The 14,600-nt window shown below is 71.4% G+C and carries 16 protein-coding genes and 2 pseudogenes; 6 read left to right on the top strand and 12 right to left on the bottom strand.

The window, feature by feature from the left end:
- Positions 1 to 73 precede the first annotated feature (73 nt).
- The 4 genes and pseudogenes from IR155_RS12410 to IR155_RS12400 all read right to left on the bottom strand — a co-directional run bounded on the left by IR155_RS12410 (position 74) and on the right by IR155_RS12400 (position 1,808).
- A complete protein-coding gene (locus tag IR155_RS12410) occupies positions 74 to 433 on the bottom strand; it encodes a PLD nuclease N-terminal domain-containing protein (protein ID WP_135115139.1) in 360 nt (119 codons plus the stop codon).
- A gap of 43 nt (positions 434 to 476) precedes the next feature.
- Positions 477 to 779, bottom strand: coding sequence for an alpha/beta fold hydrolase (locus IR155_RS16010; protein ID WP_228067126.1), 303 nt, complete (start codon positions 777 to 779; stop codon positions 477 to 479).
- 55 nt (positions 780 to 834) lie between these two features.
- Positions 835 to 1,179, bottom strand: a pseudogene (locus IR155_RS16355) (alpha/beta fold hydrolase); the annotation flags it as partial.
- A 107-nt stretch (positions 1,180 to 1,286) separates the two neighbouring features.
- Positions 1,287 to 1,808, bottom strand: a complete 522-nt coding sequence (locus IR155_RS12400; protein ID WP_135115138.1) for a PadR family transcriptional regulator — start codon at positions 1,806 to 1,808, stop codon at positions 1,287 to 1,289.
- Between the two features lie 24 nt (positions 1,809 to 1,832).
- On the opposite strand from IR155_RS12400, the pseudogene IR155_RS12395 reads away from it, so the two are divergent.
- A pseudogene (locus IR155_RS12395) lies at positions 1,833 to 2,733 on the top strand (IS5 family transposase).
- 48 nt (positions 2,734 to 2,781) lie between these two features.
- Here the strand turns inward: IR155_RS12395 and IR155_RS12390 are convergent.
- From IR155_RS12390 to IR155_RS12370, 5 genes are all read right to left on the bottom strand, one after another.
- On the bottom strand, positions 2,782 to 3,813 hold the full coding sequence (locus IR155_RS12390) for a LacI family DNA-binding transcriptional regulator (RefSeq protein ID WP_135115137.1): 1,032 nt from the start codon (positions 3,811 to 3,813) through the stop codon (positions 2,782 to 2,784).
- Positions 3,814 to 3,820: 7 nt separating this feature from the next.
- Complete coding sequence (locus tag IR155_RS12385; RefSeq protein WP_135115136.1) at positions 3,821 to 5,284, bottom strand: GH1 family beta-glucosidase; 1,464 nt, start codon at positions 5,282 to 5,284, stop codon at positions 3,821 to 3,823.
- A gap of 63 nt (positions 5,285 to 5,347) precedes the next feature.
- On the bottom strand, positions 5,348 to 6,202 hold the full coding sequence (locus tag IR155_RS12380; RefSeq protein WP_233441199.1) for a carbohydrate ABC transporter permease: 855 nt from the start codon (positions 6,200 to 6,202) through the stop codon (positions 5,348 to 5,350).
- Between the two features lie 59 nt (positions 6,203 to 6,261).
- Positions 6,262 to 7,299, bottom strand: coding sequence for a carbohydrate ABC transporter permease (locus IR155_RS12375; RefSeq protein WP_135115135.1), 1,038 nt, complete (start codon positions 7,297 to 7,299; stop codon positions 6,262 to 6,264).
- A gap of 131 nt (positions 7,300 to 7,430) precedes the next feature.
- Positions 7,431 to 8,747 carry an ABC transporter substrate-binding protein gene (locus tag IR155_RS12370; RefSeq protein ID WP_135115134.1) on the bottom strand — a complete coding sequence of 439 codons (1,317 nt, stop codon included), beginning with the start codon at positions 8,745 to 8,747 and terminating at the stop codon, positions 7,431 to 7,433.
- Positions 8,748 to 8,951: 204 nt separating this feature from the next.
- On the opposite strand from IR155_RS12370, the gene IR155_RS12365 reads away from it, so the two are divergent.
- The 4 genes from IR155_RS12365 to IR155_RS12350 are packed head-to-tail and all read left to right on the top strand — an operon-like array spanning position 8,952 to position 11,919.
- On the top strand, positions 8,952 to 9,959 hold the full coding sequence (locus IR155_RS12365; RefSeq protein WP_135115133.1) for a Gfo/Idh/MocA family protein: 1,008 nt from the start codon (positions 8,952 to 8,954) through the stop codon (positions 9,957 to 9,959).
- A gap of 9 nt (positions 9,960 to 9,968) precedes the next feature.
- Entirely contained in the window at positions 9,969 to 10,217 is a 249-nt protein-coding gene (purS, locus tag IR155_RS12360; protein WP_135115132.1) for a phosphoribosylformylglycinamidine synthase subunit PurS, read from the top strand.
- Positions 10,214 to 10,930 (top strand): phosphoribosylformylglycinamidine synthase subunit PurQ, encoded by a 717-nt coding sequence (gene purQ, locus IR155_RS12355; RefSeq protein WP_135115131.1) that lies wholly within the window; start codon positions 10,214 to 10,216, stop codon positions 10,928 to 10,930. The genes purS and purQ overlap by 4 nt, the downstream gene beginning before the upstream one ends.
- Before the next feature lie 44 nt (positions 10,931 to 10,974).
- Entirely contained in the window at positions 10,975 to 11,919 is a 945-nt protein-coding gene (locus IR155_RS12350; RefSeq protein ID WP_233441198.1) for a 2-hydroxyacid dehydrogenase, read from the top strand.
- Between the two features lie 21 nt (positions 11,920 to 11,940).
- Here the strand turns inward: IR155_RS12350 and IR155_RS12345 are convergent, their stop codons facing one another.
- Complete coding sequence (locus IR155_RS12345) at positions 11,941 to 12,663, bottom strand: copper homeostasis protein CutC (RefSeq protein WP_194210333.1); 723 nt, start codon at positions 12,661 to 12,663, stop codon at positions 11,941 to 11,943.
- 96 nt (positions 12,664 to 12,759) lie between these two features.
- On the opposite strand from IR155_RS12345, the gene IR155_RS12340 reads away from it, so the two are divergent.
- Positions 12,760 to 13,083, top strand: a complete 324-nt coding sequence (locus IR155_RS12340) for a cupin domain-containing protein (protein WP_135115129.1) — start codon at positions 12,760 to 12,762, stop codon at positions 13,081 to 13,083.
- A 73-nt stretch (positions 13,084 to 13,156) separates the two neighbouring features.
- On the opposite strand, the gene IR155_RS12335 is transcribed toward IR155_RS12340, so the two are convergent.
- Both IR155_RS12335 and IR155_RS12330 read right to left on the bottom strand, forming a co-directional pair.
- Positions 13,157 to 14,044 carry a choice-of-anchor G family protein gene (locus tag IR155_RS12335; protein WP_135115128.1) on the bottom strand — a complete coding sequence of 296 codons (888 nt, stop codon included), beginning with the start codon at positions 14,042 to 14,044 and terminating at the stop codon, positions 13,157 to 13,159.
- 298 nt (positions 14,045 to 14,342) lie between these two features.
- The coding region (locus IR155_RS12330; RefSeq protein ID WP_167760786.1) for an NTP transferase domain-containing protein at positions 14,343 to 14,600 on the bottom strand (258 nt) is incomplete at its 5' end.

The raw sequence follows: 14,600 nt of genomic DNA, 5'->3' as shown, positions 1-14,600 counted from the left end.
TACCTGGTGGCGGCCGGGATGCCTGCTCGGCGTTGGCCCCTCGGCACCGGCACGCGGGCACCCGGGCGCGGGGTCAGGCCTCGCCGCGCTCGGCCTTGCGGCGGGCGATCTCGGCGCGCAGGCGGTCGGCCTCGATCTCGCGCTCGAGGTCGGCCAGCTGCTGCTCGGTGCTGCGGCCCTCCATCCGGCGGTCGTCGACGATCCGGATCGACGGGGCCCGCAGCGGCTCGGAGCGCGGCGCCCGCGCAGGGCGCTCGGGGTATTCCCGGCCGGCGGCCCACCACGCGATGCCGCCGACGATCGGGATCACGATGGCCAGGATGATCCATCCGAACTTCGGCAGGTGCTTCACCTGCCAGTCCTGGCGCGTGATGATGTCGATCAGCGTGACCACCGAGAACGCGAGCACGAGCAGCGAGAGCACGAACGGCATGTGCTCAAGCTAGCGATCGGCGGCGCGCCGCGTCGAGAGCCGATCAGGCCCGGTTTCCGCCGAAGGGCAGCAGCCGCTCCTCGGGCCGCCCCTCGTCGAACCAGGCGCGGAGCGTGGCGTTGAACAGCTCGACGTCCTCGATGCTCCAGATGTGGTGCATCCCCGGCGCGAGATGCAGGCGCGCCTGCGGCATCCGCTTCCCCAGTGCGGTGAGCGAACGCCGGATCTCTCCCGGCTCCTTCTCGCCCGCGATCGCGAGCAGCGGGCGATCCACGGTCTGCAGCGCCGCGGGCACCCCGCCCGCGTAGACCTCGGCGAGCATGGCCGCGGCGGTCTCGCGCCGCACCGACAGCCCCGTGCGAGACGTAGAGCTCGCGCGCGTCCTCCGGGATCCGGAACGCGGCCGCCTGCGCACGCCAGAACCACGGCGCCCGCCACGCGCTCAGCTGCGCGCGCGACGTCAGCCGCGCCGCCGCCCCGACGCCGACGAGCGCCGCGCCGGTCACGAGGGCCGACCGCACGCGCTCGGGATGCCGCGCGAGCAGCCGGATGGTCGTGACCGCGCCGAGCGAGAGGCCCGCGACGTCCACGGGACCGGTGACGCCGAGCCCGTCGAGCCGGCGGATCAGGTCGTCCGCGACGGCGTCGAGCCCCGGCCAGTCCTCGGCGACCCTGGCGCCGAAGCCGGGAAGGTCGGGCGTGACGACGACGCGGTCGCCGAAGGCCGCCACCTGCGGCTCCCACATCCAGTTCGCGACGTTGCCGCCGTGGAGCAGCACGAGCGGCGGCCGGGTGGACGGCTGCCCGGGCCGGTGAAGCTCAGGGAAGGCGGCGCTCGCGGTCGTGGCGGCGGTCATGCCAGTTCTCCCTCGATGCGGTCGAGCCAGGCGGCCTCGGCGCGCACGTGGGCGAGCCCGTTCTCGAGGGTCCACAGCCGCACCCGCTCGGCGCGGCTCGTGGGCTCGGGCAGCTCCTCGCGCATGCGCTCGAAGGTCGCGAGCGCCTCCTCGACGGCGGTGCGCCGGCGGGCGAGCAGCGCGCCAAGTTCAGCGTCGCCGAGGTCGCCGGCGAAGAACAGCCGCGCGAGGAACGGATCGCGCTCGGCCGAGCGCTCGAGGTCGGAGACCAGCCACTCGGCGAGCACCGCGCGGCCGGCGTCCGTGATGCGGTGCTCCTGCCGCGCCGGACCGCTCTGCCCCGGCACGGTGTGCACGGTCGCGAGCCCGTCGCGCACGAGCGCGTCGAGGGCCCGATAGATCTGCGCCTTGTCGGCGGTCCAGAAGTGGGTGACGGTCGTCTCGATGTGCCGCTTGATGTCGTACCCCGTCATCGGGGCGAGCGACAGCAGCCCCAGGATGATGCGCGCGAGTGTCATGCGGCTAGGGCGTGTTGCTAAAGGGTGATCGTCGGTGCGCGGGCCACGCTTGGGGATGTGGCACGTACTGAGATCTCCGATGAGACCTGGGCCGTGATCGGCCCGTTGTTCCCGGTTCCGAAGGCGACGGGGCGTCCGCCGGTGGAGCGTCGTGCAGTGGTGGAGGCAACAGCGTGGCGGTACCGGACGGGTGCGCCGTGGCGGGACGTGCCGGAGCGGTTCGGGAACTGGAACACGATCTATAAGAACTTCAACCGGTGGTCGGAGCAGGGCGTCTGGGCGCGCGTGCTCGAGAAAACGCAGTCCCTCACTCATCAGCGTGGCGAGCTGGACTGGGTGGCGTCGATCGACTCGACGATCGTGCGCGTCCACCAGCACGGCGCGACCCTGAAACGCGACACAGGGGGCTCGGTCGAACTACAAGAAGTTCGGGGCAGAGCCTCCTGATCACGCGATCGGCCGCTCTCGCGGCGGGCTCACGACGAAGAGCCACCTGGTCTGCGACGGCCGCGCCCGGGCGTTGGCGTTCGTGCTGACACCGGGGCAGGCAACGGACACGAGCATGCTGATCGACACACTCTCCGAGATCCGCGTCCCTGGCCGCGCCGGCAGACCGCGATCGCGGCCCGACCGGATCCTCGCGGACAAGGGCTACCCGTCGAAAGCGAACCGGGCGTGGTTGCGCGAGCACGGCATCGCCACGACGATCCCCGAGCGCGACGACCAGATCGCTCACCGCCGGAAGCACCCCGGCCGGCCCATCGACTTCGGTCGCGAGCAGAAAGAGCGCTACAAGCGCCGCAACGTCGTCGAACGCTGCTTCAACAAGCTCAAGCAATGGCGAGGGATCGCGATGCGCTCAGACAAGACCGCCCGGAACTACCACTCCGCCATCTGCCTCGCCGCGACCCTCCAATGGGTTTAGCAACACGCCCTAGTCGACACCACACCTAGGTGATTTGTCAACTAGTAGCTAGGCGGTCTCGCGGATCACCAGCTCGGTGTGCAGGATCGTCGTGTGCGGGGGCTCGGCTCCCGCGAGCCGGGCGAGCAGGACGTCGACCATCGCCTCGCCCTGCTCGCGCGACGGCTGGCGCACGGTCGTGAGCCGCGGCGTCATCGTCGTCGCGACCGGGGAGTCGTCGAAGGCGACGATCGCGACGTCCTCCGGCACGCGCAGCCCCGCCGCGCGCAGCACGCCGATCGCGCCGCGCGCCATCAGGTCGCTCGCCACGAACACCGCCTCGGGCACGCCGGCGGCGAGGATGCGCTGCATCGCCTCCGTGCCGCCGTCGACCGTGAAGTCGCCGTCCTCCGCGGGGCCCGGCTTGAGGCCTGCCGCCGCCATCTCCGCCCGGAAACCCTGCAGTCGGTCGGATCCCACGGGCATGTCGAGCGGGCCGGTGATCGTGGCGATCCGGCGGTGCCCGCGGTCGATCAGGTGCCGTGTGCCGATGCGGGCTCCCTCGACGTTGTCGACGTCGACGAAGTAGTACCCCGACAGGTCGGCGACGAGCGGGCGGCCGCCGAAGACCACGGGGACGGCGCGATGGATCCGCTCGAGGAACGTGTTCGACGCGTGGTGCGAGGCGATCAGTGCCCCGTCGACGTTGCCGCCCACGAGGTAGTTGGTCGTCTTGTCGCCCGGGTCGCCCGACGCGATGAAGAGGTTCAGCAGGTAGTCGGTCGAGGCGAGCTTCTCGTTGATGCCGGTGACGAGCGAGGCGAAGAACGGGTCGCCGAAGAAACGGGTGGTGTCCTCGGGCACGACGAGCGCGATCGCCAGCGTCTGCCTGCTCGCGAGCGAGCGCGCGGCCCGGTTCGGCACGTAGTTGAGCTCGTCGATCGCGCGGCGCACCGACTCGAGCGCCGCCGGGCTCACCCGGTCCCCGCCGCCCAGCACGCGCGACACCGTCGAACGTGAGACCCCGGCCCGCGCCGCGACCTCCTCGATCGTGGCCGCCGCCGCTCCCCGCGGGGATGCGATCGTGCTGGGCTGTTCCATCCGTCTCCTAGCTGAGGACCGAGGCGCCGGCCGGCGCCGCGGCCGTGTCCGCAACGCTGCGCGCTGCGATGATCCTCGCGTACTCCTTGCCGCTTGCCTTCACCGTGCGCACCTGCGTGTCGTAATCGACGTGCACGATGCCGAAGCGCTTCTCGTAGCCCCACGCCCACTCGTAGTTGTCGAGCAGCGACCAGTAGAAGTATCCGCGGACGTCGGTGCCGGCCTCGATCGCATCGAGCACCGCCGCCACGTGGCCGCGGACGAACTCCACGCGCTCGGTGTCGACGACCTCGCCGTCGACGAGCACGTCGTCGTAGGCGGCGCCGTTCTCGGTGACGTACAGCGGCACCTCCACCGCCTTTGCGTAGTCGGCCCAGACGCGGTTCAGCAGGTTGGTGAGGCCGGCGAAGTCGACCTCCCAGTTCATCGTCGTGCGCTTGTAGCCGCGCTCGGCCCAGTGCACGCCGTCCATCGCGGGGAACGGCGAGCGCTTGGGCCAGGCGCTCGGCGCCTCGCCCACCGGCGCGGGGTTCGCCGGCACGTGGCCGGTGACGAACTCGCCGTGGTAGTAGTTCACGCCGAGGAAGTCGAGGGGCGTCGACGCGATCTCGAGGTCGCCATCCTGCACGGCTGCCTCGAAGGCGGCGACGGCCTCGGCGTCCACCGCGCGGATGTCCTCGACGATGTCGGCCGGGTACTCCCCGCGGAAGATCGGGTCGAGGAACCAGCGGTTGAACTGGCCGTCGACGCGGCGCGCGGCATCCTGGTCGGCGGGATCGGACGGATCCACCGGCTCGCCGTTGGTGAGGTTCAGCGTGATGCCGAACTCGAGCGACTCGTCGCGGGCCCGCAGCTCGCGGACCGCGAGGCCGTGCGACAGCAGGAGGTGGTGCGAGGCGAGCAGGCCCTCGCGCACGCTGCGGTGACCCGGCGCGTGCTCGCCACCCGTGTACGACAGGAAGGACGAGCACCACGGCTCGTTGTGCGTCGTCCACTTCGTGACGCGGTCGCCGAGCGCGTCGTGCACGGACAGCGCGTACTCGACGAAGCGGTCGACGGTGTCGCGCGACGTCCATCCACCCTTCTCCTCGAGCGCCTGCGGCATGTCCCAGTGGTGAAGCGTCAGCCACGGCAGGACGCCGGCGCCGAGCAGCTCGTCGACGAGGCGGCTGTAGAAGTCGATGCCCTTCTGGTTCACCGGGCCGCCGTCGGGGCGCACGCGCGACCACGACGTCGAGAAGCGGTAGGTCTGCAGACCCAGCTCCTTCATCAGCGCGACGTCCTCGCGGTAGCGGTGATAGTGATCCGTCGCCACATCGCCGTTGTCGCCGTTGATGACGGCGCCGGGGATCCGGCTGAAGTGGTCCCAGATGGACGCGGTGCGGCCGTCCTCGAAGGCGGCGCCCTCGATCTGGTACGCCGCCGTTGCGGCGCCGAAGAGGAACTCGGAGGGGAACGTGCGAGTGGTCATGGGTGTCCTTCGGAAGAGCGCAACCGGTGCGCGCAGGAGTGTATCTCTGTCAGCGGTTGCGGGTCAGCCCTTGACCGCACCCGCCATGATGCCGCTGATCAGCTGCTTGCCCGCCACGATGAACAGGATCAGCAGCGGGACGGTCGCGAGCACCGCTCCCGTGAGCACGATCGAGTAGTCGACGTAGTAGCCCGACTGCAGCTGGCTGAGTGCGGTCTGCAGTGTCGGGTTCTGCGGGCTCAGCACGAGCATCGGCCACAGGAAGTCGGTCCACGCGGTCATGAACGTGAACAGGCCGAGGATCGCCATCGCGGGACGTGCCGCCGGAAGGCCGACCGTGATGAACGTGCGGATCTGGTTGGCGCCGTCGACGCGCGCCGCCTCGATGAGCTCATCCGGGATCACGTCGACGAGGTACTGGCGCATGAAGAAGACGCCGAACGCCGTGACGAGCATGGGAACGATGACGGCTCCGATCGTGCCGGTCCAGCCGAGCTGCTTCATCACCATGAACAGCGGGATGATCCCCAGCTGGGTCGGGATCGCCATCGTCGCGATCACGAAGATCATCAGGCCGTCGCGGCCGCGGAAACGGAGCTTCGCGAACGCGTAGCCGGCGAGCGTCGAGAAGATCACCACCGAGATCGTGATGACGGTGGAGATCAGGATCGAGTTGCCGAGCGCCTTCCAGAACGGGATCGCGTCGAACACGGTGATCGCGTTGGCGATGAAGTTGCCGCCGGGGATGAGCGGCAGCGTCTCGGCGCGGGTCGCGTTGGTGCCGGAGCCGACGACGAACGACCACCAGATCGGGTAGATGCTGCCGACGAGGAAGGCGGTCAGCAGTCCGTAGACGAGGAACCCGGGGCGGCTGCCGAGCCCGGCGACGCCTCCCCCGGCGCCCCGCCGGCGCTTCACGGGCGCGCGCTCGGCGCTGCCGGTGACGATGAGATGGGTCGAGTCGGAGACCTGGGTGCTCACTTGGCGGCCTCCTTCGCGGCACGGCGGGACTTGCGGGTGGGCCTCGGGCCGTCGCCGGCGGCGCTGATCCGCTGCGACAGGAAGAAGTTGAACAGGCCGATCACGACGATCAGCAGGAACAGGAGCCAGGCGACGGCGGACGCCTTGCCCAGGTCGCGGTTCATGAAGCCGAGCTCCCACATGTAGAGCACGGTGGTCTGGAACTGGCGGTCGGATCCGCCGATGCCACCGGCGCTCGACGGGTCGAACAGCTTCGGCTCCGCGAAGATCTGCAGGCCGCCGATGGTGGCCGTGATGATCACGAAGATGAGGGTGGGGCGGATCGACGGAAGCGTGATCGAGAAGAACCGGCGGACGCTGCCGGCGCCGTCGATCGCCGCGGACTCGTAGAGATCGCGCGGCACCGCCTGCATCGCCGCGAGCAGGATCAGGGCGTTGTACCCCGTCCAGCGGAAGTTGACCATCGTGGCGATCGCGATGTGGCTGAGGAAGCCGTCGCGCTTCCAGTCCTGATCGCCGATGCCGACGAGGTTCAGCAGGTTGTTGACGAGGCCGTCGGCCGGGTTGAACGCGCTGGAGAAGATGATCGCGACCGCGACGGGTGTCACGACGAACGGGATGAGCACTCCCATGCGCCAGAACGTGGGGGCGCGCAGGCCCTGATCGAGCAGGTACGCGACGACGAGCGCGACGGCGAGCTGCGGGATCGACGACAGCAGGAAGATGCTGATCGTGTTGCCGATCGAGTTCCAGAAGAACTGGCCCTGCAGCAGCTCGATGAAGTTCGCGAGGCCGACGAAGTCGCCCTGGCCCTTCAGCAGATCCCAGTCGTGCACCGAGACGACCGCCGTGTAGAGCAGCGGGAACAGCCCGGTGATCCCGAACAGGATGAAGAACGGCGAGACGTAGAGGTAGGGCGACGCCTTCAGGTCGAAGCGGGAGAGCTTCTGCCGCGTCGTCGCGCGGGGCTTCTGCGGCGAGGCGCCGTCGGGCGCGCTGCGCCGCTGGGGCGGTGCGGAGATCGTGCTTGTCATGACGGATGCGTCCTCGATCGAGGGATGGGCGGAGATACGGCACGGAGCACTGACGGGCCGTACCAGGGGGCGCGTGCCGGGGAGCGGATGATCCGTCCCCGGCACGCGCCGGGTTCCTCAGCGGAGGGGCGTTACTCGACGAGCTCGGCGAGGAGCGACAGCGCCTCGTCCCAGGCGGCGTCGGCGTCGGCCTCACCGTGGTCGAGCTTGTTCAGCGCCGGGCCGAACACGTTCTCCTGGATGACCGAGTCCTGCGGGCCCTTGAACTGGGCGACGACGCCCTCGGCGCGGGCGGCGAGGATCGCACCGGTCGGCGCACCGTTGAAGAACTCGTTCGGCGTCGCCTCGGCGGCGAGGGTCTCCTGCGCCTCGAGCGTCGACGGGAAGTTGCCGGCCGCGGCCGACTGCTTCACCTGCTGCTCGGGCTGCGTCAGCCAGTCGGCGAGCGCCGCGGCCTCGGCCTTGTGCTCGCTGGTCTCGGGGATCGACAGCCACGCGCCGCCCCAGTTGCCGGCGCCGCCGGGGAACACGTCGGCGAAGTCCCAGCCGGTGGACGCGTCGCCACCGCCGGTCTCGACCTGACCCTGCACGACACCGAGCATCCAGCCGGGGCAGACGAAGGTCGCGAACGTGCCGTCGACGAACGACTTGCCGCCGTTCCAGTCCCACGCGGCCTGCGCGGCCGACTGGCCGCCCTCGACCGCGGCGGCGAGCATGTCGAAGTTCTCGCGCAGCTCGGCGTTGCCCTCGACGTTCAGCTCACCGTCCTTGGTGTAGTACCCCTCGGGGAGCTGGTTGACGATCGAGTTCCAGACGAAGCCCGAGTGGTCGAACCAGGCCTTGCCGGTCTTGTCGACGTACTCCTGGCCGACCTCGAAGTAGTGCGCCCAGTCGCCCTCGAGCAGCTTCGCGACCTCTTCGCGCTCGGTGGGGAGACCCGCCGCCTCGAACGCCTTCGCGTTGTAGCAGAGGCCGGTCGGGCCGATGTCGGTGCCGTAGCCGATCACGCGACCCTCGGGGTCGGTGCCGGTCTCGTACTTCCAGTCGACCCAGTCGGCCTTGCGGTCCTCGATGCCGTAGTCGCGCAGGTCGACGAACTGGTCGGAGACCTCCATGACCGCGCCGAGCCAGCCTTCCTCGACGGCGACGATGTCCGAGACACCCGAGCCCGCGGCGAGCTTGGTGAACAGGTCGGTGCGCGCGTTGCCGCCCGTGTCGATGTTCGTCGCCTCGATCGTGACGTTCGGGTGGGCGTCCTCGTACTCCTTGTACAGCTCGTCGTAGCCGAACGTGCCGAACGTGGTGATGGTGAGGGTGACGGGCTCGTCCGAGGGCTCCTCGCCGCCGGTGCCGCCGGTCGAGGCGGGGGCGCAGCCGGCGAGCGCGAGCGCGGAGACGGTGCCCGCCGCGGCGATGGCGCCGAGACGACGCCAGGTGTGTGCCTTCACAGTTCACTCCTTTGTGGTGGGGAAATCAGCGCGCCGTCGTGGCGCATCCCTGTGGTGAGAGGGACCTCCGCGGAGAGCATGGGAGCGCTCCCACGCGGGGCGTGACCGAGCATATGGGAGCGCTCCCACGATGCGCAACCCCGTGATCAGGTTGTGACGTGGCCCGTTGCGCGGGCCCATCCGGACCCCCGCTAGGCTCGCCGCGTGACCCAGACACCGCTCGCCGACGAGCCCGCATCCGGCCGAACCACGCGCTGGGGAATCCTCGCGCCGGGATCCATCGCCGAGTCCTTCGCCGCGGACCTGGCGGTGACGCCCGGCGCCGAGCTCGTCGCCGTCGCCTCGCGCGACGCCGCGCGCGCGGCCGACTTCGCGGCCCGTCACGGCGCGCAGCGCTCGTATGGCTCGTACGACGAGCTGCTCGCCGCCCCCGACATCGACGTGGTCTACATCGCTTCACCGCACGCGCTGCATCTCGAGCAGGCGACGCGCGCCCTCGAGGCCGGAAAGCACGTGCTGTGCGAGAAGCCCCTGACGCTCGACCGGGCCGGCGCTGAGGCGCTCATCGCGACGGCACGAGCGCACGACCGCTTCCTCATGGAGGGGATGTGGATGGCGTGCAACCCGGTCATCCTCGACCTCCGCCGGCGCCTCGCAGCCGGCGAGTTCGGCGCACCGCGGCACCTGTTCGCGGAGTTCGCGTTCCGCGTCGACGCGGGGCCCGAGCACCGGCTGCTGGATCCCGCCCTCGGCGGCGGCGCCCTGCTCGACGTGGGCGTCTATCCGCTCGCGCTCGCCCACCTCCTGCTCGGCGAGGCGATCGAGCTGCGGGCGACCGGCGTCTTCGACCGGGTGGATCTCGACGTGGCCATCGCCGGGCGCTACCCGGGCGGGGCCCTCGCGAGCCTCGCCGTCGGCCTGACCCACCACGCGCCGGTCGCCGCCCGCATCTCCACCGAGCGCGGCTGGATCGAGATCGACCAGTTCTTCGCGCCCACGCACTTCACGTTCCACGGCGACGGCGGCGAGCCCGTGCGCTTCGATCCGCCGCAGCCGCTCTACGGGCGGGGCTTCGGCAACGAGGCCGCCGAGGTCGCGCGCTGCCTGCACGAGGGCCTGCGCGAGTCGCCGCTCGTCCCGCACGCCCAGACCCTGGCGATCCTGGGTCAGGTCGACCGGCTCCGCGCGGAGCTGCGCGGAGAGCCCGCGTAGAATATCCCTATGCCCACCATCGTCGTCGACGTCATGCCCAAGGCCGAGCTGCTGGATCCTCAGGGCAAGGCGGTCACCGGATCGCTCGCGCGCCTCGGTCACGGAGCCTTCCAGAACGTGCGCATCGGCAAGCGCATCGAGCTCACCGTCGAGGGCGAGGTCACGGACGAGCTGCTCGCGCAGGCGCAGCAGGTCGCCGACGACATCCTGTCGAACGGCGTGATCGAGGACGTCGTGGGCATCGAGGTCGTGGAGTGAGCACCTCCGCTCCCCGGATCGGCGTCATCACCTTCCCGGGTTCGCTCGACGACCGCGACGCGCAGCGCGCCATCCGCCTCGCCGGCGGCGAGCCCGTCGCCCTGTGGCACGGCTCGCACGACCTCGACGGCGTCGACGCCCTCGTGCTTCCCGGCGGCTTCAGCTACGGCGACTACCTGCGTGCCGGTGCGCTCGCGGCCCTCGCGCCGATCATGTCCGAGGTGAAGGACGCCGCCGCCAAGGGGATGCCGATCCTCGGCATCTGCAACGGCTTCCAGATGCTCGTCGAGGCGCACCTGCTGCCCGGCGGGCTCATCCGCAACGCGCACCAGCAGTTCATCCGCCGCGACCAGCGCCTGCGGGTCGAGAACGCGTCGACGGCGTGGACGAGTGAGTTCGAGGTCGGCCAGGAGATCGTCATCCCGCTGAAGAACGCGGATGGCGGCTACACCGCAGACGCCGAGACGCTCGCGCGCATCGAGGGCGAAGGCCTCATCACCTTCCGCTACCTCGGCGTGAACCCGAACGGCTCGCTGAACGACATCGCGGGCCTCGCGAACGAGCGCGGCAACGTCGTCGGCCTCATGCCCCACCCCGAGCACGCGGTCGAGCCCGGCTTCGGCCCCGGCACGCCCGCCGCGATGCGCTCGGGCGTCGACGGCCTCGCGTTCTTCACGAGCGCCATCGCCGCGACGGTCGCCCAGGCGGCCTGATCTGCCCGGGTCCGCGCCGCGGATCCGCCGATAGGGTCGGAAGGGTGAGCGACTCTCCTCAGCCCGTGGTCCTGTCCGTCCCGACCCCCCAGCTCGCCGAGGACGTGCGTGCCCTGCTCGATCCGGCGCTGCCGATCGAGGTCATCGAGTGGGGCGGCGGCGTGGACCCCGCACCCCGCGAGCGCATCGACATCGTGGTGCCGCCGTACATGAAGCAGGGGAAGGCGCTGAAGGCCCTGAAGCAGGTCGAGCACCGGCTCGTGCAGGGCCAGTCGATCGGCTACGACGGGGTGCAGGATCGCCTTCCCGCCGGCACGGTGTACGCCAACGCCGCCTCGGTGCACGAGACGGCCACCGCCGAGCTGACGCTCGCCCTCATGCTCGCGGCGCAGCGCGAGCTCCCCCGGATGGTGCGCAACCAGGATCAGGCGAACTGGGAGTCGTTCGAGGCCACCGGCCTCGCCGACACGCGCGTTGTGATGCTCGGCTTCGGGGGCGTCGCCAAGGCGATCGCCGACCGGATGCTGCCGTTCGAGGTCGAGCTGATCCCCGTCGCGTCCCGCGCCCGCAAGGAGGACGGCATCGAGGTGCGCGGAATCGACGAGCTGCCCGAGCTGCTGCCGACCGCGGACATCCTGGTCATCGTCCTTCCCGGCGGGCCCGAGACCCAGCACCTGATCGACGACGCCGCGCTGTCGGCACTGCCCGACGGTGCGCTTGTGGTGAACGTCGGGCGCGGCACGATCGTCGACACCGACGCACTCGTCGACCACGTCTCCCGCGGTCGCCTGCGCGTCGCGAGCGACGTATTCGACCCGGAGCCGCTGCCGGCCGACCACCCGCTGTGGTCGCTGCCGGGCGTGATCATCGCCCCGCACGTCGGCGGTCGCTCGGCCGCCATGCGTCCCCGGGTCGCCAAGCTGCTCGCCGGTCAGGCCGAGCGGATGGCACGCGGTGAGGAGCCGATCAACGTCGTCATCCGCACCTGACGCTGCGCGATGGTGTGCGCCTCAGCGGGCGTCGCGCAGGATGTCGCGCAGCAGCGTCGCGGTCTGCTCGTCGGTGGTCTCGTACCCGGCAGTGCCCGCCGCCGCGCCTGAGCCGAGGGACACCGCGAGCCGCTCGGTGACGACGGCCTTGGCCGAGGCGTGCACGGCGTCGACACCGGTCGCGGCGACCGCCGCGGCGTTCGAGGGATCCACGCCGCCTCCGGCCATGAGCTGAATGCGCCCCGCGGCGTGCGTCGCCAGGGCGCGCAGCTCGGCCCCGGCGTCGGCGGCGCGGGAGGCTCCGCCGGAGGTGAGGATGCGCGTCACGCCCGCGTCGGCGAGCGCATCGATCGCGCGGCGGCGGTCGCGCAGCGTGTCGAACGCGCGGTGGAACGTCACCTCGGCGCCCCCGGCGGCATCCACGACGGCCCGGGTCAGGTCGAGGTCGACGCCGTCCCCTGCCGTGCCGCCGACCACCACGCCCGCCGCCCCGGCGCCGAGTGCTGCCCGCACGTCCGCGAGGATCACCGCCGCATCCGCCTCGTCGTAGGCGAAGCCCCCGGCACGCGGGCGCACGAGCACGTGGACGGGGACGCCCGCGGCGACCGCCGCCTCGATGAGCCCCGGGGAGGGCGTGAGCCCGCCCGTCGACAGCGCCGCCGCCAGCTCGATGCGGTCGGGCCTGACGCGACCCGCGATCGCGACGCCGGCGGCATCCTGCACGGCGAGCTCGAAGGCCGTCACGAATCCGCACCGCGTCCGTCGCGGCCGACGGCATCCACTCGCTCGATCATTGCGCCATCCTCCCACCGGGCATCGCTGCTCCGGCACACTGACAGCATGGCCATCGCACCGATCGACATCGCCGCCGACGCGAACTTCGAGGGGTACTTGCACGGATCGCAGGTCAGCATCATCCGCGAGCACGCGCCGCGCCCCGGCACCGGGCCGCGGCTTCACCGGCATCCCTACAGCGAGACGTTCCTGATCCACGCGGGCAGCGCGCTGTTCACGGTCGGCGAGGAGCGCGTCGTCGGTCGGGCGAACCAGGTGCTCGTGGTGCCCGCCCTCGTCGCGCATCGGTTCGAGGTGCTCGACGGCGCAGACTACGTCGCGACCCACATCCACGCGAGCGATCGGTTCATCACCGAGTGGCTGGAGTGACGCCCTGCACGGACATGCGGACGCGGACGACGCCCCCGGATCCGGGATCCGGGGGCGTCGTCCGTGAGAGGCGTCAGCCGGCCAGCGGCACCGACTCGCCGTCGGGCAGGTCGATGTTCACGGTGGCGCTGCCACCCTCCTCGACCGTGATCTCCACGATGCCGCCGAGCTCGCTCGCGGCCGTGCCGAGCTCGGTCGCGGCGGGCGCGGTGACCTCGCCCACGGCGTCGGCGACCGTGCTCTGCAGCTCCTCGACCGCGACGGGCTGGATGCCCTCGAGCTGCGAGGTGAGCTCGGTCGGCAGGCCCTCGGCGAGTCCCTGCACCTCGGCGAGCAGCTGCTCGTCGATGCGGTCGGAGACGCCCGAGAGGATCTCCTGCACGTCGGCCTTCACGAGGTCGACGACGGCCTGATCCGCGAGGGTGGCGTCGGCGGGCTGGCCGTTGACCTCGATCAGGGTCTGCAGGTCGACCGTGACCGCGCCGGAGGCGAGGTCGATCGACACCGCGCCGTCCTCGCTCACGAGGGGCTCGGCGCCGACGTCGGCGATGACCTGGGCCGGGTCGATCGGGAGTTCGGGGATGTCGGTGTGCCCGCCGTTCAGGAGGCCCTGGAGCGGACCGAGGTCGAGCGATCCGGTCTCGACGGCGGCGCGGAGCGCCTCCTCCGCCCGCTCGTCGAGGCCGGCGATGACGGTGGCGAGCTTCTCCTCCAGGTTCGTCGAGGTCTCGGCGACGGCCGGGCTGTCGAGCTTCACGGTCGACGCGTCGACCTGGGTGGCCGTGGTGGCGCCGTCGGCCTGCGCGGCCGCCTCGGCGTGGTGGCGCTCGTCGCCGGTCGTGGCGCTGGCGGCCGAGGCGCCGAACGCGGCGCCGGCGATCACGGCTCCGGCCGCACTGACGGCGGCTGCGCCGCGCAGGGTGCGCTGGGTGGTGGACTTCGGGCTCGTGCTCTTCGACATGCAGTCGATTCCCTTCGTTCCGGTTGTCCCTCCGCGGAGTTCGCGGAGGCGGTGCCCCGCGGGGCACGTCGGCGACGTTAGGCAGATCCGCGGGCCCGTCTCAAACGCACAGCCGGGCTCACACGCGATGCATATCGGCCTTTCAGACACGCCGCCCCGTGCCGTCCCGGGCGTGTCCCGGCGGCAGGCGCGCGGCGCCGGATGGCCGCGAGAATCCAGCGGCGCGCCGAGGATCCGGTCTGCGCGGGATTCTCGGCGTCCGCGCGGATTGTCGCGGGGTCCGCACGCCCGCGCCGGGTCAGCGGTGATCCACGTCGGAACCGGACCAGAGATCCGCGCACTCGACCTGGTGCGCGTCGTGCGCCGCGAGATAGGGCCGCGCGCCCCGGTCGCCCGAGACCGAGGCCGCGACGGCGTCCAGGTGGTCGGCGCCGAGCAGCACCGGATGACCGGGGCGGCCCGCGTAGGTCGCCTGCACGAGGGCGGCGCGCGGGGCATCCAACGCCGCGGCGATCACGCGGGCGACGGCCTCGGGCGGGGTGTCGGGGGTGTCGAC

It is taken from the genome of Microbacterium paludicola, assembly GCF_015235415.1.
Classification (GTDB): Bacteria; Actinomycetota; Actinomycetes; order Actinomycetales; family Microbacteriaceae; genus Microbacterium; species Microbacterium paludicola.
Note: the sequence above shows the minus strand (reverse complement) of the source record. Positions and strands in the feature narration are given on the sequence as shown.